The 22,692-nt window shown below is 62.7% G+C and carries 23 protein-coding genes and 1 pseudogene; 22 read left to right on the top strand and 2 right to left on the bottom strand.

From position 1 onward, the window contains the following. Positions 1–170 precede the first annotated feature (170 nt). Complete coding sequence (locus PQQ53_RS05140) at positions 171–728, top strand: c-type cytochrome (RefSeq protein ID WP_408147325.1); 558 nt, start codon at positions 171–173, stop codon at positions 726–728. 160 nt (positions 729–888) lie between these two features. Here the strand turns inward: PQQ53_RS05140 and PQQ53_RS05135 are convergent, their stop codons facing one another. Beyond that, positions 889–1,644, bottom strand: a complete 756-nt coding sequence (locus PQQ53_RS05135; protein WP_408323348.1) for a GntR family transcriptional regulator — start codon at positions 1,642–1,644, stop codon at positions 889–891. Positions 1,645–2,091: 447 nt separating this feature from the next. On the opposite strand from PQQ53_RS05135, the pseudogene PQQ53_RS05130 reads away from it, so the two are divergent. The 18 genes and pseudogenes from PQQ53_RS05130 to PQQ53_RS05045 all read left to right on the top strand — a co-directional run. Then, a pseudogene (locus tag PQQ53_RS05130) lies at positions 2,092–2,280 on the top strand (maleate cis-trans isomerase family protein); the annotation flags it as partial. 200 nt (positions 2,281–2,480) lie between these two features. Beyond that, positions 2,481–3,338, top strand: coding sequence for a transporter substrate-binding domain-containing protein (locus PQQ53_RS05125; RefSeq protein ID WP_408152333.1), 858 nt, complete (start codon positions 2,481–2,483; stop codon positions 3,336–3,338). A gap of 13 nt (positions 3,339–3,351) precedes the next feature. Then, entirely contained in the window at positions 3,352–3,999 is a 648-nt protein-coding gene (locus tag PQQ53_RS05120; RefSeq protein WP_408152332.1) for an amino acid ABC transporter permease, read from the top strand. 22 nt (positions 4,000–4,021) lie between these two features. Beyond that, positions 4,022–4,855, top strand: a complete 834-nt coding sequence (locus PQQ53_RS05115) for an amino acid ABC transporter ATP-binding protein (protein ID WP_408152331.1) — start codon at positions 4,022–4,024, stop codon at positions 4,853–4,855. Positions 4,856–4,877: 22 nt separating this feature from the next. After that, entirely contained in the window at positions 4,878–6,236 is a 1,359-nt protein-coding gene (locus tag PQQ53_RS05110; RefSeq protein ID WP_408152330.1) for an amidohydrolase family protein, read from the top strand. Beyond that, positions 6,233–7,420, top strand: a complete 1,188-nt coding sequence (locus PQQ53_RS05105) for an ABC transporter ATP-binding protein (protein WP_408152329.1) — start codon at positions 6,233–6,235, stop codon at positions 7,418–7,420. The genes PQQ53_RS05110 and PQQ53_RS05105 overlap by 4 nt, the downstream gene beginning before the upstream one ends. A gap of 86 nt (positions 7,421–7,506) precedes the next feature. Then, complete coding sequence (locus PQQ53_RS05100) at positions 7,507–8,565, top strand: ABC transporter substrate-binding protein (RefSeq protein ID WP_408152328.1); 1,059 nt, start codon at positions 7,507–7,509, stop codon at positions 8,563–8,565. Positions 8,566–8,571: 6 nt separating this feature from the next. Further along, positions 8,572–9,423, top strand: a complete 852-nt coding sequence (locus tag PQQ53_RS05095; RefSeq protein ID WP_408323347.1) for an ABC transporter permease — start codon at positions 8,572–8,574, stop codon at positions 9,421–9,423. Continuing rightward, a complete protein-coding gene (locus tag PQQ53_RS05090) occupies positions 9,416–10,264 on the top strand; it encodes an ABC transporter permease (RefSeq protein ID WP_408323346.1) in 849 nt (282 codons plus the stop codon). Before PQQ53_RS05095 ends, PQQ53_RS05090 begins: the two co-directional genes overlap by 8 nt. 39 nt (positions 10,265–10,303) lie before the next feature. Then, a complete protein-coding gene (locus tag PQQ53_RS05085; RefSeq protein ID WP_408152325.1) occupies positions 10,304–11,803 on the top strand; it encodes an amidohydrolase family protein in 1,500 nt (499 codons plus the stop codon). A 25-nt stretch (positions 11,804–11,828) separates the two neighbouring features. After that, positions 11,829–11,957: a hypothetical protein gene (locus PQQ53_RS05080; RefSeq protein ID WP_408152324.1), complete on the top strand. Its 129-nt coding sequence runs from the start codon at positions 11,829–11,831 to the stop codon at positions 11,955–11,957. A 507-nt stretch (positions 11,958–12,464) separates the two neighbouring features. Next, positions 12,465–13,535, top strand: coding sequence for an ABC transporter substrate-binding protein (locus PQQ53_RS05075; RefSeq protein ID WP_408323345.1), 1,071 nt, complete (start codon positions 12,465–12,467; stop codon positions 13,533–13,535). Beyond that, a complete protein-coding gene (locus tag PQQ53_RS05070) occupies positions 13,532–14,365 on the top strand; it encodes an ABC transporter ATP-binding protein (protein WP_408147317.1) in 834 nt (277 codons plus the stop codon). The genes PQQ53_RS05075 and PQQ53_RS05070 overlap by 4 nt, the downstream gene beginning before the upstream one ends. Before the next feature lie 12 nt (positions 14,366–14,377). Next, positions 14,378–15,208, top strand: coding sequence for an ABC transporter permease (locus tag PQQ53_RS05065; RefSeq protein WP_408152323.1), 831 nt, complete (start codon positions 14,378–14,380; stop codon positions 15,206–15,208). Positions 15,209–15,278: 70 nt separating this feature from the next. Further along, positions 15,279–16,211 (top strand): acetamidase/formamidase family protein, encoded by a 933-nt coding sequence (locus tag PQQ53_RS05060; protein ID WP_408147313.1) that lies wholly within the window; start codon positions 15,279–15,281, stop codon positions 16,209–16,211. A 153-nt stretch (positions 16,212–16,364) separates the two neighbouring features. Continuing rightward, complete coding sequence (locus PQQ53_RS05055) at positions 16,365–16,736, top strand: FmdB family zinc ribbon protein (RefSeq protein ID WP_408152322.1); 372 nt, start codon at positions 16,365–16,367, stop codon at positions 16,734–16,736. Positions 16,737–17,047: 311 nt separating this feature from the next. Further along, the gene (locus PQQ53_RS05050; protein ID WP_408152321.1) at positions 17,048–17,998 is read left to right on the top strand and encodes an oxidoreductase; all 951 of its coding nucleotides are present in this window, start codon (positions 17,048–17,050) and stop codon (positions 17,996–17,998) included. Positions 17,999–18,090: 92 nt separating this feature from the next. After that, positions 18,091–18,288, top strand: coding sequence for a tautomerase family protein (locus tag PQQ53_RS05045; RefSeq protein WP_408147309.1), 198 nt, complete (start codon positions 18,091–18,093; stop codon positions 18,286–18,288). Here the strand turns inward: PQQ53_RS05045 and PQQ53_RS05040 are convergent. Beyond that, positions 18,244–18,669: a hypothetical protein gene (locus tag PQQ53_RS05040; RefSeq protein WP_408323344.1), complete on the bottom strand. Its 426-nt coding sequence runs from the start codon at positions 18,667–18,669 to the stop codon at positions 18,244–18,246. The genes PQQ53_RS05045 and PQQ53_RS05040 overlap by 45 nt on opposite strands. Positions 18,670–19,118: 449 nt before the next feature. Between PQQ53_RS05040 and PQQ53_RS05035 the strand changes: the two genes are divergently transcribed. The 3 genes from PQQ53_RS05035 to PQQ53_RS05025 all read left to right on the top strand — a co-directional run bounded on the left by PQQ53_RS05035 (position 19,119) and on the right by PQQ53_RS05025 (position 22,671). After that, the gene (locus tag PQQ53_RS05035) at positions 19,119–20,219 is read left to right on the top strand and encodes a porin (RefSeq protein WP_408152319.1); all 1,101 of its coding nucleotides are present in this window, start codon (positions 19,119–19,121) and stop codon (positions 20,217–20,219) included. A 114-nt stretch (positions 20,220–20,333) separates the two neighbouring features. Beyond that, positions 20,334–21,065 (top strand): iron-containing redox enzyme family protein, encoded by a 732-nt coding sequence (locus PQQ53_RS05030; protein ID WP_408147304.1) that lies wholly within the window; start codon positions 20,334–20,336, stop codon positions 21,063–21,065. A 151-nt stretch (positions 21,066–21,216) separates the two neighbouring features. Then, positions 21,217–22,671: an aldehyde dehydrogenase family protein gene (locus PQQ53_RS05025; RefSeq protein WP_408152318.1), complete on the top strand. Its 1,455-nt coding sequence runs from the start codon at positions 21,217–21,219 to the stop codon at positions 22,669–22,671. Positions 22,672–22,692: the final 21 nt, after the last annotated feature.

Below are 22,692 nucleotides of genomic sequence, written 5' to 3'. Positions count from 1 at the left end.
GGACGCCCGTCGCATGCCAGTCCCTGCACGTGCAGGCGAACTGCCCGGCCTGAAACTGCTGCTTGTTTCACGGCATATCCGTTGTTCGAGAATTGATGGCCACCTTGTTTGCGTGCATCTCCTTCAAGATTCAAACCGACAGTTATATCGCTTCCAACAGGTGATCAAACATGAGCATAGCTAAAGGCTCCTCTTTTCTTGTCCGTCATCCCACGCTCAGCGCTTTCGTTGCAGTCATTGTCGCGGCCGCGGCGGCCGGATTCGGCGTTATGTATTCGGGCCTGTACGATGTGTCGGCGGCATCCGGACACAACCCATTTGTCGCCTGGGCGCTGCACAAGACCTACATTCAGTCTCTGCACCGCCATGCGGCCGGTATCCATGTGCCGACCGACCTGATGACCGTCGCCAACGTCGAAGCCGGCGCCCGTCTCTATCGGAGCACCTGCGCGGCGTGTCACGGCGCACCGGGGCAAACGCTGAGCCCAATTGGCCAGGGCATCCTTCCGATGGCGCCGGAATTGCTAAGCGCAACACGCCGCAACAATCCTCAGATGATGTTTTGGGTGATCAAAAACGGCGTGAAAATGACCGCGATGCCCGCGTTCGGCAAAACGCAAGACGAGCAGACGATCTGGGACTTGACGGCGTTCCTCTACAAAGGACGCGGCATTTCCGCTCAAGACTTCGACAAGCTAAGCGCAGCCAAACCGAACACCCGGCCGTAGGCTATTCACGTCGAATGGGCGCCAGGCGGCGCACGGCGCCAACACGAACCATCTGGATGCGCGCGGCGGCACCGCGCTGCAAATGGCTATCGCACAGCGCAATACGGCGGTGGCAGATGCACTGCGCCAGGCAAAAACAACAGAGTGAGGCCGGGCTATCTCAGGAGAAGATCGCTTCAATATCCGGCGACGCGTCTTTCACCACGTCGAAGTTCAGTGTCGCTTCGATATGTTGCAGGTGTTCCAGCATGCTCGCCGCAGCCTTTGCTTCGTCATGCGCTTCGATTGCATCGATCAGATCGCTGTGCTCGTGATGCGGGCACGCCGGCGCGTTGGGCTTGTCGTAAAGCGTGATGACGAGGCACGTCAACGGCGCGAGTTCTCGCATCATCCGCAAGAGGATTTCGTTGCCGATCATCTCCGCGATAAGCACATGAAACTCGCCTGACAGCCGGATGATGGCGGGCCGGTCATTCTGCTTGCGCGCGTCGCCTTCCTGCCGCACGTGCTTGCGTAACGCACGCACTTGCGCCGACGTTGCGGTACGGCTCAACAGTCTGGCCATTTCCGGCTCGATCATGCGCCGCGTGACAAATACGTCTCGTGCCTGCTGGACGCTCGGGCTGGCGATAAAGGCTCCGCGATTCGGCACCAGCTCGACCAGCCCCTCATGGGCAAGCTTGTTGAGCACTTCGCGAATCTTGGTCCGGCTCACGCCCGAGACTTCCGCGAGCCGCTCCTCAATCAATTTTGTCCCGGGTGCAAGGCGATGTTCAAGCACCGCCTTCTGGATGCGGCCGTAGATTTCCTCGTTCGTAAACGGCGCCCTGGGCGCGGCAACCTTACTGGCAGGCATGGAGGAGGCTCGGCTCAAAGGGTTTCTCGCAACTGGGGAAATGAATCGATGATAGACCAATCACGCGCGTTTTTGTACACAAAAATTCGATTGAGCGTGCGCATCGAAACCATTTTACACCGGAGGAAGTCGCAATTTTTTGTATGCAACCATTCAATGGTGCTTGTCGGGTCTGACAACTTTGAGACCTCTTTTTGCGGAGCATTTTGGCCCCCGCAACAACCCTCATTTGGTGCCAATGATTCAATTTTGGTGCGCGCTCGCACCATCTTCCTGCCCGCATACTTATCGTATTTTCCGCCACGATTCATTGAGGTTCGTTCCAGAGAAGGTGCTCAGGAAGCAGGCGCCTCCGCTATCGAACGCGCATCCAACATTGTATACAATCTCGTTTGTATTGCGTACAAATACGCAGATTTATGTTGGCACAAAGTTTGCATCAGGAGAATCCCGCAGGCAGCCTTTTCCGGCGTGGTCCGCCAGAAGCTCCCCTTGATATGGAAAATCATGACGCAACGCACTCTGATTGGCATGTTGACCTCGTCTTCCAACACGGTTCTCGAGCCGGTCACTTCGACGATGCTCGCGGGCCTGCCCGACGTCAGTGCGCATTTCGGCCGCTTCCGGGTGACCCGGATCGCACTGTCCGAACAGGCGCTGGCCCAGTTCGACGACGAGGAAATTCTTGCGCCCGCAACTGGCGCAACCGCTTCGGCCGTTGAACCCACGCATTGACGCGCACCGGGAGCTACCTCGCTTTGCCTTGCCAGCCGTCTATCGCAAGCAGGAATGGCTTGGCGGGCTCGCGCGGAACGTGCAGCGCATTCGGCACCTTCCGCGCCGCTTTACACGCTGTCTTTATAACCTGCGTACTGTGATTTTCTCTGGAGAGCCTGATGTTCGAACGATTTTCGCGTCGCCAATTCCTCCGGCGTGCTGGCGCGGCTGCAACCATGGTGTCGATTGGCCTGCCCCGCTTTGCGATGGCCACCGGGCTCACGCTTGACGACATCAAGAAGGCCGGCGTGCTGCGCATCGGCTGCGAAGCGACCTATCCGCCGCTGACGTATCGCGACGCGAGCGGCGCGATGATCGGCTACGACGTGGATCTCGCCAACGCGTTTTGCCGCAATCTCGGCGTCAAGGCGCAGTTCATCGACACGGTCTGGTCGGGCGTGATTCCGTCGCTCTACACGAAGAAGTTCGATCTGGTGATGAGCAGTCTGAGCTACACGGCCGAACGCGAGAAACACGTGGACTTCTCCGTGCCTTACGTCGAGGCCTCGCAGGCGCTGCTGATTCGCGCGGCGGATCTGAAGAGCGTCGCGAGCCTCAACAGCATGAACGGCAAGGTGCTCGGACTCAAGCTCGGCTCGCCGGGTCAGATACTCGAACCGAAGCTCGATGCGCAATTGAAAGCAGCGGGCGGGGCGGGTTTCAAGGGAGTGAAAACCTTCGACGACCATCCAGCCGCCTATATCGCGCTGGCAGAAGGCAAAGTGGACGGCGTGCTCAACACATTGCCGACGCTTTCGCTCGTTCTGAAGAATGCGCCGGGCAGATACGCGATCGTCAAGGGCATCGGCGCGGATAACTGGGCGGGCATCGCAGCACGTACGGATGACACCGCGCTGATCGGCTTTATTGACCAGCAATTGCGCAAGTTCAGAACAGACGGCACGTTGCGTACGCTGCAGCAGAAATGGTTTGGTTTCGACATGAACTTGCCGGATGCGATTCCGGTGCTGTCCTGAGAGCGCGGCGTCCATGGACTGGAGCATTATCGTCATGGCGTTGCCGATCCTCGCGGTCGGCCTGCTCGCCACGCTGAAGGTTTGCCTCGCGGCCATCGCGATTGGCATCGTGCTCGGCTTCGCGCTGGGTTTCGGTGCGCTCAGCCGCTTCAGGGCGGTTCGCATCGCCGTACTGGCGTATGTAGATTTCGTGCGCGGCACACCGCTGCTCGTGCAGATCTTTCTCGTCTATTTCGCGCTGCCCGTCATCGGCATCAACTTCGACGAGTACTGGGCCGGCGTCATCGCGCTCAGTCTGAACGCGGGCGGCTTCATCTGCGAGATCGTGCGCGCCAGCATGCAGTCGATCGATCGCGGCCAGACTGAAGCCGCGCAATCGATCGGAATGCGTCACGGCCAGATCGTTCTGCACGTGCTCTTTCCGCAAGCGTGGCGGCGCATCCTGCCGCCGCTCACCAACGAACTGATCTCGCTGATCAAGGGTTCGGCGCTGCTGTCCGCGATCTCCGTGTATGAGCTCACGCACGCCGGTCAGGAAATCATCGCAACGTATTTTTCGCCGTTCGAGATTTTCCTGCTGATCGCCCTCTACTACTACGCATTGATCTCGGCGCTGGCGTGGCTGTCGCGCTACCTCGAGCGGCGACTGCCGCAATACTGACTTCATGAGCTCGGGTTCCCGCATGTCTTCCATCGTTACCGTCTCTGACCGGCCCGCGGCGTCCGCTATGGACGCCACCGCGCGCGCGCATGAAGGCGGGGCTGCAACGCTGCTGTCCATAGAAGGGCTGCACAAGCGCTTCGGCGACAAGGTCATCCTGCCCTGCGTCTCACTGGAGGTCGGGCACGGCGAAACCGTGGTGCTGATCGGGCCGTCGGGTTCGGGCAAGACCACGCTCCTGCGCTGTCTCAACTTCCTGGAAAGACCGGACGGCGGCACGATCCGCCTTGGCGGCCAGCGTATCGGCTTGTCGGAGCAAGGCCGCGCGCTGCCCGAAGCCGAACTGGCGCGGCAGCGCAGCCGCTTCGGCTTCGTGTTTCAGCGCTTCAACCTGTTCGCGCATCTGAGTGCACTGGATAACGTCGCCGCCGGCCCGCAGCGCGTGCTGGGACTCTCGCGTGACGCGGCCCGCGCTCGCGCGCAAGTTGCCCTGGAAAAAGTCCACCTCGCGCAGCATGCCGACAAGCGGCCCGCGCAACTCTCGGGCGGCCAGCAGCAACGCGTGGCGATTGCCCGCGCACTCGCGATGGAGCCGCAGGTGATCCTGTTCGACGAGCCGACCTCGGCGCTCGACCCGGAACTCGTCAACGAAGTGCTCGACGTGATGCGCGATCTCGTCGCGGCCCGTATGACGATGATGGTCGTGACGCACGAAATGAGCTTCGCGCGCAACGTCGCGCATCGGGTGGTCTTCATGGACGCCGGCGCCATCGTCGAACAAGGCACGCCCGGCGACGTCTTCGGCCGTCCGCGCGAAGAGCGCACGCGGCGTTTCCTGCAGCACCTGCACACCTGAACTGAACCGGACCACCTGGCTGATGACTGCCCCACCTATCGAGCTTGACCTTGACCTGTTGCTACTGGGCGCCACCGTCGTGACGATGGACCCGGCTCAACCGCTGTTGCACGACGCGGCCATCGGCATTCGCGGCAACCGGCTCGCCTTTGTCGGCTACGCGCAGGATCTGCCGGTGCGGACACGCACGCGGACCACGCGCCGGCTTGCCGGACGCGTCATCGTGCCCGGCTACGTGAACGTCCATACCCACGCCATTCTGACAATGGTGCGCGGCGTCGCCGAAGACCTGGGCTTCGCGCCCGCCTACACGCCAGGGATTCCCCACGGCCATGACGTGCGCCCAGACGAAGCGATCGCGCTGGCGCGTCTCGGCGCACTCGAAGCGATGCTGTTCGGCTCGACGCTGATCAACGACAGCTACGTCCACGCCGATCTGACCATGGATGCCATGGCCGACCTCGGCCTGCGGGTGTATTCATGCGGCCGCCTGCACGACGTCGATTTCTCCGGCGTCGCGGACGGACGCTGGGAATACCATGCCGCGACCGGCGAGCGCACGCTCAACGACGCACTGGCGCTGGCCGGGCGCTGGCATCGCAAGCGCAACGGGCGCACAGGCGTCCAACTCGCCGTTCATGCGCCCGACACCTGCTCCGACGACTTTCTGCGGCTGATCGCCGAGGCGGCACGTACGCATGACCTCGGCGTGACGACTCACCTTGCGCAAAGCGGCACCGAAGTCGACGTCGTGAAGAAGCGTTCGGGCAAGAGCCCCGCGCAGTTGCTAGACGAGGTCGGGCTGCTCAATGAAAGGCTCGTGGCTGCGCACTGTCTGTATCTGGACGACGACGACATCGCACGCGTCGGACGGGCCGGCATCACGGTGGCGCACATCCCCAAGGGCAACGCGACGGGCGGCACGATGGCGCCCACGCCGCGTCTGCGCGCGGCCGGCGCGCGCATTGCATTGGGCACCGACAACATGCACGCGGATATGACCGAGGTCATGCGCTGGGCGCTGGCCATCGCGCGCATCCAGTTGGGCGAAGTCGCCGCGGACTGGCAACCCGCCGATGCGCTCACCATGGCGACGCACAACGGCGCGCACGCCATGGGGCTTGGCGACGAACTCGGCTGCCTCAAGTCAGGCTGGCTCGCCGACCTCGCCGTATTCGATTTCCAGCGCGCGCATCTGACTCCGCACCCCAATCCGTTGGGCACGCTGGTGCACACGGGACTTGGGCGTGATGTCGAGATGGTCGTCGTGGACGGGGAGATCGTGGTGGACGGCGGCGCCCCCACGCGTTGCGACGCCGATGCCGTCATCGCGGCTGGAAAGCACGCCGCCACGCAACTATGGAAAAGGGCCAGCGCATGAGCACCCCGCACACTGTCGTTTCACAGCCGAAGCAAGGCGCAGCGGGCGCCCATCTTGCAGCTTCGCCAGCACGCACCTCGCAAGCCGGCGCCGCCGTGCAGATGCGTGGCATCCGGCATCGTTTCGCCGCCGTGCCGGTGATCGAAGACGTGACGCTTGAAATTGCCGCAGGCGAACTGGTTGCGTTGCTCGGCCCATCGGGCTGCGGCAAGAGCACCCTGTTGCGCATCCTTGCCGGTCTGCAGGTGCAGTCCGAGGGCGAAGTGCATATCGGCGGGCAACGCGTGGACGGCCTCGCGCCACGCCAGCGCGGCGTGGGCATTGTCTTCCAGAACTACGCGCTGTTTCCGCACATGACGGTCGCCGCCAACGTCGCCTACGGTCTCGAAGCCAATGGCGTCGCGCGTCGGGATGCTGCTCAGAAGGCCATGCAGATGCTGGAGATGGTGCGCATGGAAGCATTGGCGAAACGCTATCCGCGCGAGTTGTCGGGCGGTCAACAGCAACGCGTCGCGCTGGCGCGTACGCTTGCCGTCGAGCCGCGCATCCTGCTGCTCGACGAACCTTTTGCGGCGCTGGACAAAAACCTGCGGCTCGATATGCAGATCGAAATCCGCCGTCTGCAGCGCGAACTGAACATCACGACCGTGATGGTGACGCACGATCAGGAAGAGGCCATGAGCATGGCCGACCGGGTCGCGGTGCTCAATCGCGGGCGGCTCGAACAATACGACCCGGCGGTCGCGATCTACGATCGGCCCGCAACCCCCTTCGTCGCCACCTTCGTCGGCACGGCGAATCTGCTGCCGGTCACCTTGCGCGTGCACGGCAACCAGTGCCTGGCAACCTTCGACGACGGCGCCGTGCTGACCGTTGCCCAGCCCGGCCCGTGGCGCGACGCCGGCGCGGCGCTACTGGCGGTTCGCCCCGAGCAATGGGCGTGGCAGTTGCCGCAGCCCGGCGCCAGCGCGCGTCAGCTGCTGGCAACGGTGCAATTGGCGATGCCTATCGGTCCCACGCTGGTGGTCGATCTGCAGACCGATGCCGGACAGACCGTGAAGATTTCCGTGCCGCGCGCAGAGGGCGCCGAGTTGCGCCCTGGCATGCGCGTCGCGCTCGATTTCAAGCCGGGTGCGCGAGTGCGCACGTTCAAGGCGGCGCAACCCCATACCGCAGGTGTTTAGCGCACGGTCACGATCGTCCTGGTCCAACCTGCCGCCCGCTTCGTTATCGCCGGATCATCCTGTTTAACTATCCATCCAGAGGTTCTATGTCGCTGATCGATCACCAACGTCGCAAGCTCCTGCAACTGATGGGCGCAGCGGGGGCTGTCGGCCTGTCGCCAGGCAGCCCGCTTGCCATGGCGGCGTCCCAATCCCTCGCCGCCACCACGTTTCCCGGTGCATGGGAAGAGTCGCAACGCAAGATCCTGTTGCCCGCGTTTCGCAAGGCTGCGGGCGTGAGCGCCGTGCTGACCGCATCGCAAGCGGTCGATACGCTGACCAAGCTGGTGGCCGCGCGCAACAACCCGCCGTTCGACGTGGTCATGATGGACGAGGGACCCTACCTGCAGGGCGTCGCGCAGGGCGTGTTCGAACCCATTCCGGCAGCCCGGGTGCCGAACCTGGCGAATCTGCCCGCGCGCTTCGTCGACCCGAAGGGTCTGGGCGTCTATGTGTCCGCGCAGGTCTATGGCATCGCGTACAACACGGAGCGCGTGAAGACCGCGCCGAAATCCTGGAATGATCTGCTCAAGCCGGAATTCAAGGGCCGCGTCGGCCTCGTGAGTCTCGACTCCACCTTGGGCACGGTATGGATGGTGGCGCTCGCCCAGATGCTGGGCGGCGACGAGGATCATATGGACCCGGCCTTCGATTACATCAAGCGGCTGATGCCGAACGTCGGCGCGGTTGCCGCCAATCCGGGCGCACTCGGCACGCTGTTCCAGCAAGGTCAGGTGGATATTGCCTGCCACTACATCAACAATGTGGAATCGCTGAAGGCCAAGGGCGTGCCGGTGGCGCTCGCGCGCCCCGAAAGCAACTGGGGCATGGTGCGCAGCACGATGAATATCGTGAAGAACACCCAGGCGGCGGATCTCGCCGCGGCGTATATCAACACCGCGTTGAGCGTCGAAGTGCAGCAGCAGATGACGAGCGCGCCCTACTACGTCGCGCCGACCAACACGAAGGTGCCGTTTGGTGCGGCGCTCGCCGCTGTCGCTCATAACGCCAATGAGATGACGTCGTTCGTGCAGGTCGACTGGGCACGCATCAATCCGCGCCGCGCTGAATATATCGACCGGTTCAACCGTCTGGTCAAGGCCTGACGCATCATGAACGCGAATCACCGGATGCCGCGCGACTGGCTGCTCGTGCTGCCACTGGGCCTGTTCTTCATTGCGTTTGTGGGCGTGCCGCTGTTGCTCGTCGCGCTGATCAGCCTGCACAACGACACCGCCATGACGCATTTCGGCTTTCGCCAATACATGGTCTTCTTTGGCGACAGCTATAACCGCGGCATCCTCTGGCAAACACTCTGGCTTGGGGTCGCGACCACGCTGGTGACGATCGTGCTCGGCTATCCGGTCGCGCATCTGTACGTGGTGAGCCCGCCGCGCTGGCGGCGTGTGCTGATCGTGCTGATCCTGCTGCCGCTTCTGACCAGTTCGGTGGTGCGCACGTTTGCGTGGGTCGTCATTCTCGGCAATGAAGGACTGGTCAACGCGCTGCTGGTGGCGCTCGGATATACGGGCCAACCGGTCAAGCTCCTGTACACGCCGCTGGCGGTGATCCTCTCGCTTGCGCAGATCGAATTGCCGTTGATGGTGTTGCCGCTCGTCACCTCGCTCACTTCGCTCGACACGCGCCTGCCCGAGGCGTCGCATGCGCTGGGCGGCAGCAGCTGGCGCACCTGGTGGAAGATCACCGTGCCGCTTGCGATGCCGGGTCTGCTCAGTGGAACCTTGCTGGTGTTTACCGGCGCGGTCAGTGCGTTCGTGGTTCAAACCCTGGTGGGCGGCGGCCAGCTGATGTACATGCCGTTCTACATCTACGAACAGGCCATCCAGACGCAGAACTATCCGTTTGCGGCGACGCTTGCCGTGATTCTGCTGGTGAGCGTGCTGCTCATGGTGACCTTGCTCAACTATTTCGGCCGCAAGACCAGAGGGTTTGTCCATGGCTAATTCCACGCTTGCCGCGCCCGGCGTCATGCCGGCGCGCCGCACTCAGCCGGGTCGCCTGTCTTTCAATGCGGTGATGGGCCTGATGGGCGGCATCGGGCTGTTGATGCTGATCGGGCCCACGCTGATCGTACTGGTGACGTCGCTCACGTCGGGCTACTCGCTGAAGTTTCCCCCGCCGGGACTGTCATTGCGCTGGTATCAGGCGCTGATCTTCGATTCGCCGGAGATCATCGACGACCTGCTGTTGAGCCTGAGGCTCGCTGCCGCCGCGACCGCCTGCGCGACCGTGCTGGCGGTCGCCGCCGCGGTGACGCTCGCGCGCCGCCGCACGTTCTCTGCGCGACTGCTCGATTCGTTTTTCATGGCGCCGCTGACCATTCCGTCGCTGGCGCTGGGGTTGGGTATCCTGATCCTGTTCAACCTCGAAAGCGCGGGGCTCTCGTTCTACAGTCTGCTCGCCGGACATATCGTGCTGTGCGCACCGTATGTGCTTTACACGACGTCGGCCAGTTATGCGCAGCTCGATCCCGCGCTGCTCGACAGCTCGACATGCCTCGGCGCTGGCGGCTGGTTCACGTTCCGCCGCGTCGTACTGCCGGCGTTGGTGCCAGGCATTGCGTCGGGGGCGTTCATTGCGTTCATGAACTCGTTCGATAACGTCGCGCTGTCGCTGTTCCTGTCGGACGCGCGATCTGAAGTGTTGCCCATCCACCTGTGGCATATCATCGAGGACAGCCTCGACGTGCGGGCGGCCGCGGCCTCGGGTGTGCTGATCATCGCCACCTTGATTTCCATGCTGCTGATGGAGCGGCTCGCCGGCTTGTCGCGGCAGTTTCGCTAGCCGTCGCAGTCAACCCCTTCCTTTGATCACTCAGAAACCGTGCGCAAGATACTCTCCAACGTCAGGGCACTACACGGCACCGAACAGCGTTATGAGCCGCGACGCGTCGACGTCGTGATCGAAGGCGAGCGCATCGCCGCTATCGTGCCGGGCGGCAGCGCGACCGACGGCGAATGCATACCGCTCGACGACTGCCTGCTGGTGCCGGGGCTCATCAACGGCCATCAACATTCGCACGAGCATTTTCACAAGGGACGGCTCGAAAACCTGCCGCTCGAGTTGTGGATGCACTACGTGCGCGCGCCGCGCCCCGTGAAGCTGACGCCGCGCCAAATCTATTTGCGAACGTTGATCGGCGCGCTCGAATCGCTGCGCAGCGGCGCAACCACACTGGTCGACGACGTGAGCCTCGGTCAGGCCATTGACCCCGCCGCCGTCGACGCCATCTTCCAGGCATACGAGGACGCGGGGATTCGCGCGCTCGTGGGGTTCTCGATGATGGATCGCGCGATCGTTGATAACTTCCCGGAGGTCGACAGCATTTTCCCGCCCGCGCTGCTTGCGCAACTACGTGCGCAGCCGCGGCCCTCTCCCGATGCGTTCTTCGCGCTGCTGGAAAGCGAGTTGGCGCATCGCCATCCCCAGCATGATCGGGTGGGCATGCTGATCGCCCCTTCCGCACCGCAGCGCTGCACGCCAGAATTTCTCGCGCGTTGCCGCGAATTCGCCGACACGCATGATCTGCCGGTCATCATCCACGTTCAGGAAACGCGCTTGCAGGTGGCAACGGCGCAAGCCTTCTACGGCAAGTCCATGGTGATGCGCCTTGCCGAACTGGAATTTCTGCGGCCAGGCACGTCGCTGATCCACGCGGTCTGGTTGTCGGATGCTGAGATCGCCAGTCTGGCTCAATCGGGTGCGAGCGTTCAGCACAATCCATGGAGCAATCTCATGCTCGGCTCGGGCATTCAACCAGTGCGAGCGCTGCTCGATGCGGGTGTCAACGTGAGTCTCGGCTCCGACGGCTGCGCGTCGACGGTCACCACCAATATGCTCAACGTGCTTGGCAGCGCCGCAGCGGTGTCGAAGATACGCGGCGACGATTATTCGCGCTGGTTGTCCGCGGCTGAAGCGCTGCATGCGGGGACAATTGGCGGCGCGACGGCGCTCGGACTAGGCAGCAAGCTCGGTGTAATCAAGCCGGGTTATAGCGCCGACCTGGTCGCTTACCGGACTGACGCGATCAGCTTCACGCCGCTCACCGATCCGGTGCGGCAACTGGTGTATGCCGAGCGCGGCGCCGCTATCGACAGCGTGTTTGTTGCGGGCGAGGCAGTCATGCGCAACGGACGACTCACGTGTGTCGATGAAGGCGCGCTGCTGCGGGAGATCAACGCCGCTTACCATGCGCTGGGCGCGGAGTTCGACCTCGCGGATGAATCCGTCGCGCCGCTGCGTGCGGAGATGGAGAAAGTCTACGCGCGCGCCCAGCTGCTGCAAGCCGACTGGCAACCTCATACAGCGAAGCTGCCCGGTTGATGGTGCGCTTGCGGGCGCGATAGATATGGAGCGCGCACAGCCGCGCACCGAGCGTCTCCTCGACGTCGCGCACAAGCGGGACGAATACGTCGCGCTCGCGCAGCTCGACGCGTGCGATGCATTTCTCGCGCGGCTGATCGGCGGGTTGCAGTAGTGCGTCTTACGCTTCATTCGGCGAGCAGTCCACTTCATCGCGAGTTGTTCGGTCTCGCGTGACGGCTCGCCGAACTCTCCGCTAATTTGACAGCGCCAGCCGAAAGTATCGCCGTGAGCCTCGCGACATTATCGAATGCCGGTTTCCCGTGCATCGTCGCACCATTGGCGTGCTGTAACGCGAATGTACGCGCGAAGTGGTGCACCCCCGGCGCTTGCGCAGGTCGTTCGCGTGGCCTTGTTTGCTTCGCGTGAAATGTGAGCAATCCCACTTCCGTCGGAGGTTCGCAAGGATCGACGAACTCCATACGCACGGCATCGCGCCGATTGGCATAGCCGTTGCTTAAAGCTTCGCCGAGGTTCGCTGTGCACGGCGAGCGTCAAACAACACTTCCGTTGTCCTGGACAAAGGCGTCCTGGATGACACCGGCCAAAAAGGTCCGACATCAGCGCGTCTGATGCCGGACCTTTTTTGTTTTGCGCTCTCATTATTGTCGGAGTCGAAGCAATGAAAAGACGTGCGTTTTCAACAGATGGTCTGGGCTCTGCTACCGGTGCTGTGCCCCCGCTCGGGCGTGTTCTGCTCGCTACGCTCAGCGCCTGCGCTATTGGGTTCGCTCACCCCGCTTACGCGGCACCGCTGCAACCCATCGAATTTTCCGAAGCCGTGCATAACCTTGGTTACATCGACCTTTACGTTGCACAGCACGCGAAGCTGTTCGAGAAGTACGGGCTGACGGTGCACCTCACCGCAGCCGGTGGGGACACGCAGGCTTTTGCCGCGGTACTCGGCAAGACCGCGCAGTTCGCCGTGGGCGATCCGACCATGGTGGAGATGTCTCGCGAGCGCGGCGGACCGGGCATGGTCGTCGGGACGCTGGTGCAGCGAGCACATTACTTTGGCGTATCGAAGACCGTGGCGCCTATCACCGATCCCAAGGCTTTCAAAGGCCTGACCCTGGTCACGTCGCCGGATCCGAATACCGAGTACAGCGTCACGAAGAAACTGCTGCAGGACAATCACCTGAAAGTCGGTACGGACGCGAAGATCGTCGAAGTCACCCCCGGCACGGAGATCGGCGCCATGCTCGCGGGCCGCGCCGACATCGCGTTCGCGCAGCAGCCAATGGTGGCGGCGGCGATGGCGCAAGGGGCGAAAGTGGTATTCGACTTCTCGAGCTACATGGGTCCGTTCTGCAATACGGGCATCATGGTTCTGCCCGAGTATGCCAAAGCCCATCCCGAGATCGTGCAGTCTCTCGTGAACGCACTCGAAGAAGCCGCGCGTCTTACGTATGCCAAGCCCGACTACGCGAAGGAAGTTGCCCGCGCGGAGTTCCCGGACCTGCCGCCCGAGGTAGTGAACAAGGCAATCGACATGGAGTTGCAGTACAAGATCCCGGCGCAGACGCTGCCGGTCGATCGGCAGCAGTGGGACAAGCTGATATCGATGCAGAAGTACCTGGGCAATGTACAAGGGACGCTGTCCTACAACGACGTGATCGACAACACCTTTTCCAGCAAAGCGGTTAAAACCGCCGTGGCAGGTGCAGGCGTCACGGTGGCGGGGTCCAAATGAAGGTAGCGGGTGCGGAAGCGCCTCCAGCGCAGGCGGGCGGGCCGTCCCGCCCGCCTGCGCCGCTGGTTGCGCGCGGGGTCGGTAAAGCATATGGCGAAGACGACGGCGAGTTGAATCAGGTCATCGGTGATATTTCCTTCAGCCTGCGCGCCGGGGAAATTGTCAGCCTGGTGGGCCCCTCCGGTTGCGGCAAGACCACGCTGCTGAACCTGATGAGCGGTCTTACACAACCGACGCGTGGCGCGGTGCTGTGGCACGGCCAGGCGCTGGAAGACGTCCCCAAGGGCATCGGCTACATGTTGCAGAAGGACATGCTGATGCCGTGGCGCAACGTGTTGGCCAACGTCACACTTGGCCTCGAACTGACCGGAATGCCGCGCGCGCATCGCGAGAAAAAAGCGCATGCGATGCTCGGCAAGGTCGGACTCGGACCGTACTACAACTACTACCCTTCGGCTCTATCGGGCGGCATGCGTGCGCGCGTTGCGCTCGCGCGCACGCTGGTGACCGACCCCGAGGTGATGCTGCTCGACGAGCCGTTCGCCGCGCTCGACTTCCAGACGAAACTGGTGCTGGAGAGCGACATGGCCCGGCTGGTCAGGGGCCAAGGTCGGTCCGTCCTGCTGATCACACACGACGTCGAGGAGGCGGTCTCATTGTCGGACCGTGTGATCGTCCTCACCCATCGTCCGTCCCGCATTAAGGCGATCCACGAAATCAACCTGGATTGCGACCGCAACGACATGATGGCCGCCCGCGATGCTGCGGGCTTCACCGCCCACGTGCGCGAGATCTGGTCCCAGCTCGACGTGCGCATGGGCGACCGTTGAGAAGGAACCCGCGTGCAAGAACACCGCTCCCCGGCCCCCCCGTATGCGCCGGCATCCGTCAAATGGCGCAGGCTGGTGCGCCGCTGCCGCGGCAAGCTCGTCGTGGCCGCCTGTCAGATCGCCCTACTCGCTGCCCTGCTCGCCCTGTGGCAAGTTGCGACCTCGAGTCAGGCGCTCGCCTTCCTGTTCGGTTCGCCCAGCCAGATCTGGGGCTACCTGGTCAAGATGCAGCAGGACGGCAGTCTCGTGCACGACGCCGGCGTGACTGGCATGGAAACGCTGCTCGGCTTTCTGTTCGGCAATGTCATCGGCACCGTGCTCGGCTTGTCGCTCTGGTATTCGCGCTTCGTCTCGAAGGTCATGCAGCCGTTCATCGTTGCGCTGGGCTCGATTCCGATCGTCGCACTCGCGCCCATCGTCATCATCTGGTTCGGTACCGGACTCGGCTCGAAGCTCGCCATGTCGACGCTATCCGTCGTGGTGGTCGCGCTGGTCACCGCGTACAAGGGGGCGACCAGCGTCGATGACGACCAGATCAATCAGATGCGCACGCTCGGCGCGACCAAGCGGCAGACTTTCCGCAAGCTGGTGATCCCCGCCTCGCTGCGCGACATCTTCGCGGGCCTCAGGCTGACGGTCGGCTTTGCGTTGATTGGTGCCATCGTCGGCGAATTCATGTCTTCAGACGACGGGCTCGGCCATGCCATCTTCAAGGCGGGCAGCCTCTACATCATCCCCAAAGTGTTTGCCGGCGTGGTGGTAACCATCGCACTCGCGCTCTTCCTATCGTTTCTCGTCGGTCGGCTCGAGCGATTCCTCATGCCCTGGCACAAGTTTGATTGAGTTAAGCCATCCGCGGCGACGTTGCCGGCGGCCGGCATTCAGCAACCCCTGAAGGAGTACGCAGCATCCTATGAGCACGCTATCCAGCCATCACCAGATCATCCGCAAGGATGACCTGAAGTACGCACTGTCGGCTACCGACGGTTTCATCGCCGAAGTCTCGCCTGGCGAAACCTTCGAGGTCGAAACCGAATTGAACATTGGCGGCCACCTGATCACGCAGCTCGACGAAAAGCTGGACGAGTCGAAAGTGAAGCTTCCGTTCGTCAATCCAGCCACCGGGCCCGTGCGCCTGCGCGGCGCGAAGCCCGGCGACATGGTCGTGATCGACGTCCTCGAAGTTGGCGTGCACGGTCTTGGTTATACCGCCCTGTGGCCGGGTATCGGCATTTTTCCCGATTGGGTCCGCAAGAAAGAATTCGGCATCCAGAATCGCAACGTCGTCGTCGAAAATGGCATTGTTCACTGGAGCGACTCGCTCAAGCTGGAAGCCAAGCCCATGATCGGCGTGATCGGTGTGGCCCCGGTGGCGGGCGGCACGCTCACCGTCGACAACGGCACCCACGGTGGCAACCTGGACATCCAGGAAGTCACGAACGGCAATCGCATCATGTTTCCGGTGTTCCATGAAGGCGCGTATCTGTATTTCGGCGACGTGCACGCGTTGCAGGGCGATGCCGAGTGTAACGGCATGGGCGCAATCGAAATTCGTGGCCACCTGAAGCTCAAGGTCGATCTCGTGCGCGCACCGAGCCGCATGACCTGGCCGCGCATCGAGACACCGACGCACATCTGTACGGTCGGCTGCGCGCGGCCGCTCGACGACGCGCTGCGTATCGCGTTCGAGGAAATGGTCTATTGGCTGGAGGAGGGCTACGGCATTCCGGGTGCCGAAGCCTACATGCTGCTCGGCCAGATCGCGGAAGCGCGCTGTACGCAGATGGTGAATCCGAAATACACCTATATCTGTAAGGTCGACAAAAAGTACTTGCCCAAGCGTTGAGGAAATGACATCGGGTCACCCACTAATCTCGAGTCGGTGTTCCTGTCCGCCCCGTCGTATCGGGCGGCTTCCCCGGCTCGCGACGCTTGCGCACCCGGTTGCGTCAGCGTCGCCGCGCGCGGGCATGGCCGGCCTGGCGCGGACGATCGTGCCGTGAACACCATCGATTCCCGAACGGTTACGGCCCGCGTAACTGGCATGCGCCAGTCTGTTGCAGAACTTCTTATTTCGAGGAAAGAGGAAAGAAAGGCCATGCCGATTTATCCCTATCGTTGTGAAACCTGTGGCGCGTTCTCCGTCATGCGTGCCGTCGCCGAACGCGACGCGATCTGTACTTGCCCCACGTGTAGCGCTATTGCGCAGCGGATGCTGGCCATGCCTGCGCTGGCCTTTATGTCGTCGGCCGGGAGCGCCGAACGTCAAATCAACGAACGCGCGGTTTACACGCACCAGCATGGAGCGGGGTGCGGCTGCGGGTCAGGCGCACAGTCGAGCACCGGGTTGCCGGCTGGCCGAACGGGTTGACCGCCGGCGCGTTCGCGCGCCCGGCCCGATCCACGGAGTGTCGTGCACGGTGCAGGACGGCTGGCAGCGGAGTGACGCGATGGCCTTCGACTATTCATCTCCGTCCAGGTCATCGGCGTTCGTGATAGCTGACCGGCGATCACGTACAGAAGCGCCTCACCAGCACGCGCCGTGACTTCGGAACGCACCACCCCTCCCGGAGCGCGAACCGGCATCCTCCGCATGCAGTACGCGACCTGGCCGATAGCGACGCCCGCGACTCGCTAATGGTAGTCTCGAAGGCGACTATCACTATGCCGAGCCGAAGCACTATGAACAACCAGTGGACCATCACCGATATTCCGCCGCAGACCGGCAAGCGAGTGCTCATCACCGGAGCGAACAGCGGCATTGGCTACCATGCCGCATTGGTGTTGATGCGCAAAGGTGCGCAAGTCATACTCGCGTGCCGCGATGAACAGCGCGGTAAAGACGCCTTAGCCAGGCTGAACGCTGCCGTGCCCGACGCTCGCGCCGAACTCGCGATTCTCGATCTCGCATCCCTCGAGTCCGTACGCCAGTTCGCACGTAAGGAGCTGGCCAGCCAACGCCACATTCACATTCTGGTCAACAACGCTGGCGTCATGGCGCCGCCAAAACGGCTTGAGACTGCCGACGGCTTCGAGCTCCAGTTCGGCACCAACGTACTCGGCCATTTCGCGTTGACCGCGCTCCTGATGCCCGCTCTCAGACTGGCGGCGGCCGATTCGCCTGATCGACCGCGCATCGTCACGATCGCTTCCATCGCGCACAAACACGGACGCATCGATTTTGACGACCTCCAATCCAGAAAGACCTATTCGCCAATGCAGTCCTATCGGCAATCGAAGCTCGCGGATCTGATGTTTGCGTTCGAGCTCGACCGGCGTTTGCGCGCTGCGAATTCGCGTGTCATGTCGGTTGCCGCTCACCCTGGCGTCGCCAACACGAATCTGTTTCGGGCTGGGGATCGCTCCGCGATTTCAGCAGTTGCTCGCGAGCTTCTTGGTCATGTCATCGGTAGCCTGCTGAATACGGATCATGCCGGCGCCCTGCCGACCCTTTACGCCGCCACTTCGCCTGACGTCAGCGACGGTGGCTACTATGGCCCGCAAGGCTTTCTGGAGGCACGGGGAAGCAGGATTGGAGAAGCGAACGTCGCCAGGCCGGCAAAGGACGCGTCGATTGCCGGCCGACTATGGCAGGTGTGCGAAGAGCTTACGCAGGTAGACTTCCGCCCGTAGCGCGGCCCGGGCCGATCCCGAGGCGAAGATCAAGACGTGCAGTGCCGCCAGGATTCCAACTGCAGTTCCTTACCACCCCATTGGAGTACGTTATGCCGGAAGTCGTTGTTTACGCAGTTGCGGGCCGCTCGGCCGAGCAAAAGAAAGCGCTGATGACGGGGATTACCAAAGCTGTGGTTGACAGCTTCGGTGTCGCCGCCGAACAGGTTGTCGTGCAGATCGTCGAGTCTTCACCAGATTCCAAATCAAGAGGTGGCGTTCCGTTCAGCGAGCGCCAGCGCACGTCTTGAGGTCGTATGAGTTCGCATCGTGACCGGCCTGTATGCGGTGGCGCCGCGGCCGACCGGGCGCGGGCGCAACCCGCCGACGCGCTCAGGTTGAGACCGCTGCGGTTGCATCGACGTATAGCGCGTACAGCTACTGCCCGCAGGCCATGAACAGCCGGTTGTGCGCTGCGCCGCCCGTTGAGTCGACGCAGCTTTGAGTCGACGCAGCTGCTTGATGAAGGCTTCGAATGCCCTGGCGTAGTCCGGATGCCAGCGCGCTAACGCGGAGCGATTCTCTACGATATCGCCTGCCGCCCTTGGAATGCGCAGTTCGTCGATCGAACGCGGCACATCGTCGTCGGGACACAGCATGTCGAAGTCGCCGGCGTCGAGACGCTCGAACATGAAACCGACGGTCTGCTCGGGTGGCCATGCGGTGACGTCCGTTCATGAAGGGCAGCAAGCCATGCTTCATCCGCCTTGCCGTGCCCGATAGAGCTCCCATGGAGCCGCGCACCTGGCACCTCTTCCTGCGTCGCCGGATGAACGAACATGTTCACCTGCCGGGCAGCAATCCCATGACGGTGACGACCGCTGCTTCCGGGTGCGACACACCGATACTTCCCTCGGCCAGCGTTTTCCGATCGTGACGTCAAGTCCTTTCCGCGTGCCTTCTGGAAGAACAATTCACTCTTAAATTCGTTGCCTGGCCGCGAGAGCTCCACACGCTCCTGTCTCGTACCAAAAAACAATTGCGTCTTTTTTGTATACCGCATACTTCCTACCGAATTCAGCGTTTAGTTGTTTCCATCCCCCGCGCCGCGCCCGCCGCCGGCCATTACACAAGGTTTACGATGAAGAAATTCCTGTCTACAGCCGCCGCGATCGGCTGCCTCGGTTCGGCCGGTGCGGCCTACGCGCAAGGCAGCGTCACTCTGTACGGCCTGATCGATACTTCGCTCGGCTACGTCAACAACCAGGGCGGCGGCAGCACATGGGGCGCCTCCAGCGGCACGACGCGCGGCAGCCGGGTCGGCTTTCTCGGCTCCGAAGACCTCGGCGGCGGCACCACGGCCATCTTCCGGCTGGAAAACGGTTTTGACGTGACCGACGGCTCGCTCGGCCAAGGTGGCTTGCTGTTCGGGCGTCAAGCGTACGTGGGTCTTGCCAACGACCGCTGGGGCCAGTTGACTATGGGCCGCCAGTACGAGTCGATGGTCGATTACGTGGCGCAACTCACCGCCGCCGACTGGTCTGTGTACATGGAACATCCCGGCGACATGGATCTGACCAACCGCGGCGTGCGCGTCAATAACGCCGTGCGTTACCAGAACAGCTACGGCGGTTTCACGGGCAGCGCGATGTACAGCTTCGGCGGCGTGGCCGGCAGTTTCGGCGAAAACAGCATGTGGAGCGTGGGCGGCAGCTACGCGCAAGGACCGCTGTATGTCGGCTTCGGCGCCACCTACGCGCGACAGCCGGGCAATCTGTCGCCAGGCACGTTCTGGAAGGACACGAACTCCGCCGTGGGTGCCTACGCGCTTGCTGCGCACTCGTTCCTGACGGCCGGCGGCGGCGCATCGTACAAATTCGGCGCACTCAAGGCCAGTGCCAACATCACCAGCACGAGCTACAAGCAGGGCTTCGAAGGGCAGAACGTGCACTTCATGAACTACGAGGTGAACGGGCTGTACTCCTTTACGCCCGCGCTTTCCGCCGGCCTTGGCGTGACCTACACGGACGGCACCGTCGAGGCGAACGACAGCGATCCCCGCTACCTTCAGTACAACGCGATCGCGCAATACGCGTTGTCCAAGAGCACGCAGGTCTACGCATTCGCCACTTATCAGCACGCGATGACCGCCGGCCTGGTCGCCCAGGTCACGCAGTTCGTCTCGGCGTCGAGCACGCAAAATCAGGCTGCGGCCGGCATCGGCCTGCGTCACGCGTTCTAGCCGCAAAACGATCAGAAAGTGTTGGCACCGCGAAGCGGACAGTATACAGTGTACTGAAATGCACGACGGATCCACTTGGATCAACACCTCCTCTTCACGAACAAGGAGTTTTTTATGGCTGAACTGATGAGCCGCGACGCGTTCCGCGTCGCACTGGAACAAGCGATCAAGGGCAAGAGTGCGAATCAGGCACCGTTCAGCATCGCGTGGGCAAGTGGCAAGCTGAGCCGCGCGCACCTCGCGCGCTGGGCGGAGAACCACTACCACTACGTCGGCCCATTCGCGGATTACCTGGGCTACCTGTATGCCCGCATGCCGGAACACATGACCGAGGCGAAAGACTTCCTGCTCGCCAACATGTACGAGGAAGAGATCGGCGGCGACCGTCACACGGATCTGCTGATCCGTTTCGCGAAAGCATGCGGCACGACGCGCGAACGCGTCACCGATCCGGACAACATGTCGCCCACCACGCGCGGCCTGCAAGGCTGGTGCTACTCGGTGGCGATGCGAGAAGACCCGATCGTTGCGGTCGCCGCGTTGGTGGTGGGTCTCGAATCGCAGGTGCCGTCCATCTATCGCAAGCAGACGCCGACGCTGCGCGAGAAGTACAAGTTCACGGACGAGGAGGTGGAGTTCTTCGACCTGCACATCGTGTCCGACGAAATTCACGGCGAGCGCGGCTACCAGATCGTCCTCGAACACGCGACGACCCCGGAGCTGCAGCAGCGCTGCCTGAAGATTTGCGAAGTGGGCGCGCAGATGCGGCTGCTTTACACGACCGCGCTCTATCACGACTACGTGGAAAAGGAAATCTCGCTGCCGGAACTGGGTCTCGCGGCCTGACGGTTCGATCGGCCCGACGCATGTCGCGTCAGGCCGATTCTCATGGGCTGCGGGCCGCCGGCAACCCGCGGAGGAGTCCGTTCGCCGGGCCGCAATGATGGTCTCGCCGCTTCAGATGAGCTGGTTTCCCCATTTGCAGGACGCAACAATCATGATGAACGCTCCCACCTATTTCAACCATATTGACGGCGAATGGTGCGCCAGCCTGTCCGGTCTCACCTTCGACAACCTTAATCCCGCCGATACGCGCGACCTCGTCGGCCGGTTCCAGGCGTCGAACGCTGCGGACGCGATGGCGGCCGTCAAGGCGGCATCGGCTGCGTTCGCGGGCTGGAAAAAGCTGTCGGTGGCAACACGCGCGAAGTATCTGCTGAAAGCGGCCGATTACCTCGAACAGCACGCCGAGCGTTTCGGCGACGAACTCACCCGCGAGGAAGGCAAGCCGCGCACGCTTGCACGCGACGAATTCATGCGCTCCGCGCAGACGCTGCGCTATTACGCGATCGAAGCGCAATCGTTCGGCGGCGAAACCTTTCCGAACGACGATCCGAAGATGAGCGTCTACACGCTACGCGAACCACTCGGCGTCGTCACGGTGATCAGTCCGTGGAATTTCCCCGTCTCGATCCCCGCGCGCAAAATCGCGCCCGCGCTGGTGTGCGGCAACACGGTGGTGTTCAAGCCGTCGTCCGATGCGCCGCTTGCCGGATTGCGCCTGACCGAAGCATTGATTGAAGCCGGCCTGCCGCGCGGCGTGTTGAACTTCGTCACCGGCAAGGCCGGCGAGGTCGGTCCCGCGATCATCGAGGCGCCGCAAATCCGCGCCATTTCGTTCACCGGTTCGACCGCCGCGGGCGAGCAGATCCATCGCGCCGCGTCGCTATCCACGCGTACGCAGATGGAGTTGGGCGGCAAGAATCCGCTGATCGTGCTGGAAGAAAGCGACGTGCCGCTCGCGGTCGATCTGACGATCAAAGGCGGCTTTTCACTGACCGGCCAGGCATGCACCGGCACGAGCCGCGTACTCGTCACACCCCAAGCCAAGGCGGCGTTCGTCGCGCAACTCGTCGAGAAGACTGCCGCGCTAAAAATCGGCAATGGCATGGAAGCGGACGCCCAGATCGGTCCGCTGGCCACCGCCAGTCAGTTGCACACGGTGCTCGAGTACATCAAAGCCGGCAAGCGCGAAGCGACGCTTGCCGCCGGCGGCGAGCAGTTGATCGACGGCGAACTTGCGCACGGCTACTTTGTCCAGCCGACGGTGTTCATCGACGTGCCGCGCAATGCACGTATCGCCCGTGAGGAGATCTTCGGCCCGGTTATCGCGGTGATCGACGTAGCCGACTACGCCGACGCAATCGCCGTAGCCAACGACACCGAATATGGCCTCTCGGCCGCGCTCGTCACGCGTGACGCCGCGCTGATGGACCGCTTCGCCGGCGACATCGAGGCCGGCACGGTGAAGATCAACCGCACCACCACCGGCAACCTCGTCAATGCGCCTTTCGGCGGACTCAAACGTTCGAGCACGGCTACGTTCCGCGAGTCGGGACGCGACGGCCTCGAGTTCTATCTGCAGACCAAAACCGTCTATCGCGGCGTCTGACGCCACCCGGTCCACCTATTC

It is taken from the genome of Paraburkholderia strydomiana (genome assembly GCF_046030495.1).
GTDB classification, from domain to species: domain Bacteria; phylum Pseudomonadota; class Gammaproteobacteria; order Burkholderiales; family Burkholderiaceae; genus Paraburkholderia; species Paraburkholderia strydomiana_A.
This window is presented reverse-complemented; position numbering and strand designations above follow the sequence as displayed.

Excerpts from the sequence above, each read along its gene's own strand:
- PQQ53_RS05140 (WP_408147325.1), top strand. The coding sequence starts at position 171 with ATGAGCATAGCTAAAGGCTCCTCTTTTCTTGTCCGTCATCCCACGCTC.
- PQQ53_RS05125 (WP_408152333.1), top strand. The coding sequence starts at position 2,481 with ATGTTCGAACGATTTTCGCGTCGCCAATTCCTCCGGCGTGCTGGCGCG.
- PQQ53_RS05120 (WP_408152332.1), top strand. The coding sequence starts at position 3,352 with ATGGACTGGAGCATTATCGTCATGGCGTTGCCGATCCTCGCGGTCGGC.
- PQQ53_RS05115 (WP_408152331.1), top strand. The coding sequence starts at position 4,022 with ATGTCTTCCATCGTTACCGTCTCTGACCGGCCCGCGGCGTCCGCTATG.
- PQQ53_RS05110 (WP_408152330.1), top strand. The coding sequence starts at position 4,878 with ATGACTGCCCCACCTATCGAGCTTGACCTTGACCTGTTGCTACTGGGC.
- PQQ53_RS05105 (WP_408152329.1), top strand. The coding sequence starts at position 6,233 with ATGAGCACCCCGCACACTGTCGTTTCACAGCCGAAGCAAGGCGCAGCG.
- PQQ53_RS05100 (WP_408152328.1), top strand. The coding sequence starts at position 7,507 with ATGTCGCTGATCGATCACCAACGTCGCAAGCTCCTGCAACTGATGGGC.
- PQQ53_RS05095 (WP_408323347.1), top strand. The coding sequence starts at position 8,572 with ATGAACGCGAATCACCGGATGCCGCGCGACTGGCTGCTCGTGCTGCCA.
- PQQ53_RS05090 (WP_408323346.1), top strand. The coding sequence starts at position 9,416 with ATGGCTAATTCCACGCTTGCCGCGCCCGGCGTCATGCCGGCGCGCCGC.
- PQQ53_RS05080 (WP_408152324.1), top strand. The coding sequence starts at position 11,829 with ATGGAGCGCGCACAGCCGCGCACCGAGCGTCTCCTCGACGTCGCGCAC.
- PQQ53_RS05075 (WP_408323345.1), top strand. The coding sequence starts at position 12,465 with ATGAAAAGACGTGCGTTTTCAACAGATGGTCTGGGCTCTGCTACCGGT.
- PQQ53_RS05070 (WP_408147317.1), top strand. The coding sequence starts at position 13,532 with ATGAAGGTAGCGGGTGCGGAAGCGCCTCCAGCGCAGGCGGGCGGGCCG.
- PQQ53_RS05060 (WP_408147313.1), top strand. The coding sequence starts at position 15,279 with ATGAGCACGCTATCCAGCCATCACCAGATCATCCGCAAGGATGACCTG.
- PQQ53_RS05050 (WP_408152321.1), top strand. The coding sequence starts at position 17,048 with ATGAACAACCAGTGGACCATCACCGATATTCCGCCGCAGACCGGCAAG.
- PQQ53_RS05045 (WP_408147309.1), top strand. The coding sequence starts at position 18,091 with ATGCCGGAAGTCGTTGTTTACGCAGTTGCGGGCCGCTCGGCCGAGCAA.
- PQQ53_RS05040 (WP_408323344.1), bottom strand. The coding sequence starts at position 18,669 with ATGTTCGAGCGTCTCGACGCCGGCGACTTCGACATGCTGTGTCCCGAC.
- PQQ53_RS05035 (WP_408152319.1), top strand. The coding sequence starts at position 19,119 with ATGAAGAAATTCCTGTCTACAGCCGCCGCGATCGGCTGCCTCGGTTCG.
- PQQ53_RS05030 (WP_408147304.1), top strand. The coding sequence starts at position 20,334 with ATGGCTGAACTGATGAGCCGCGACGCGTTCCGCGTCGCACTGGAACAA.
- PQQ53_RS05025 (WP_408152318.1), top strand. The coding sequence starts at position 21,217 with ATGATGAACGCTCCCACCTATTTCAACCATATTGACGGCGAATGGTGC.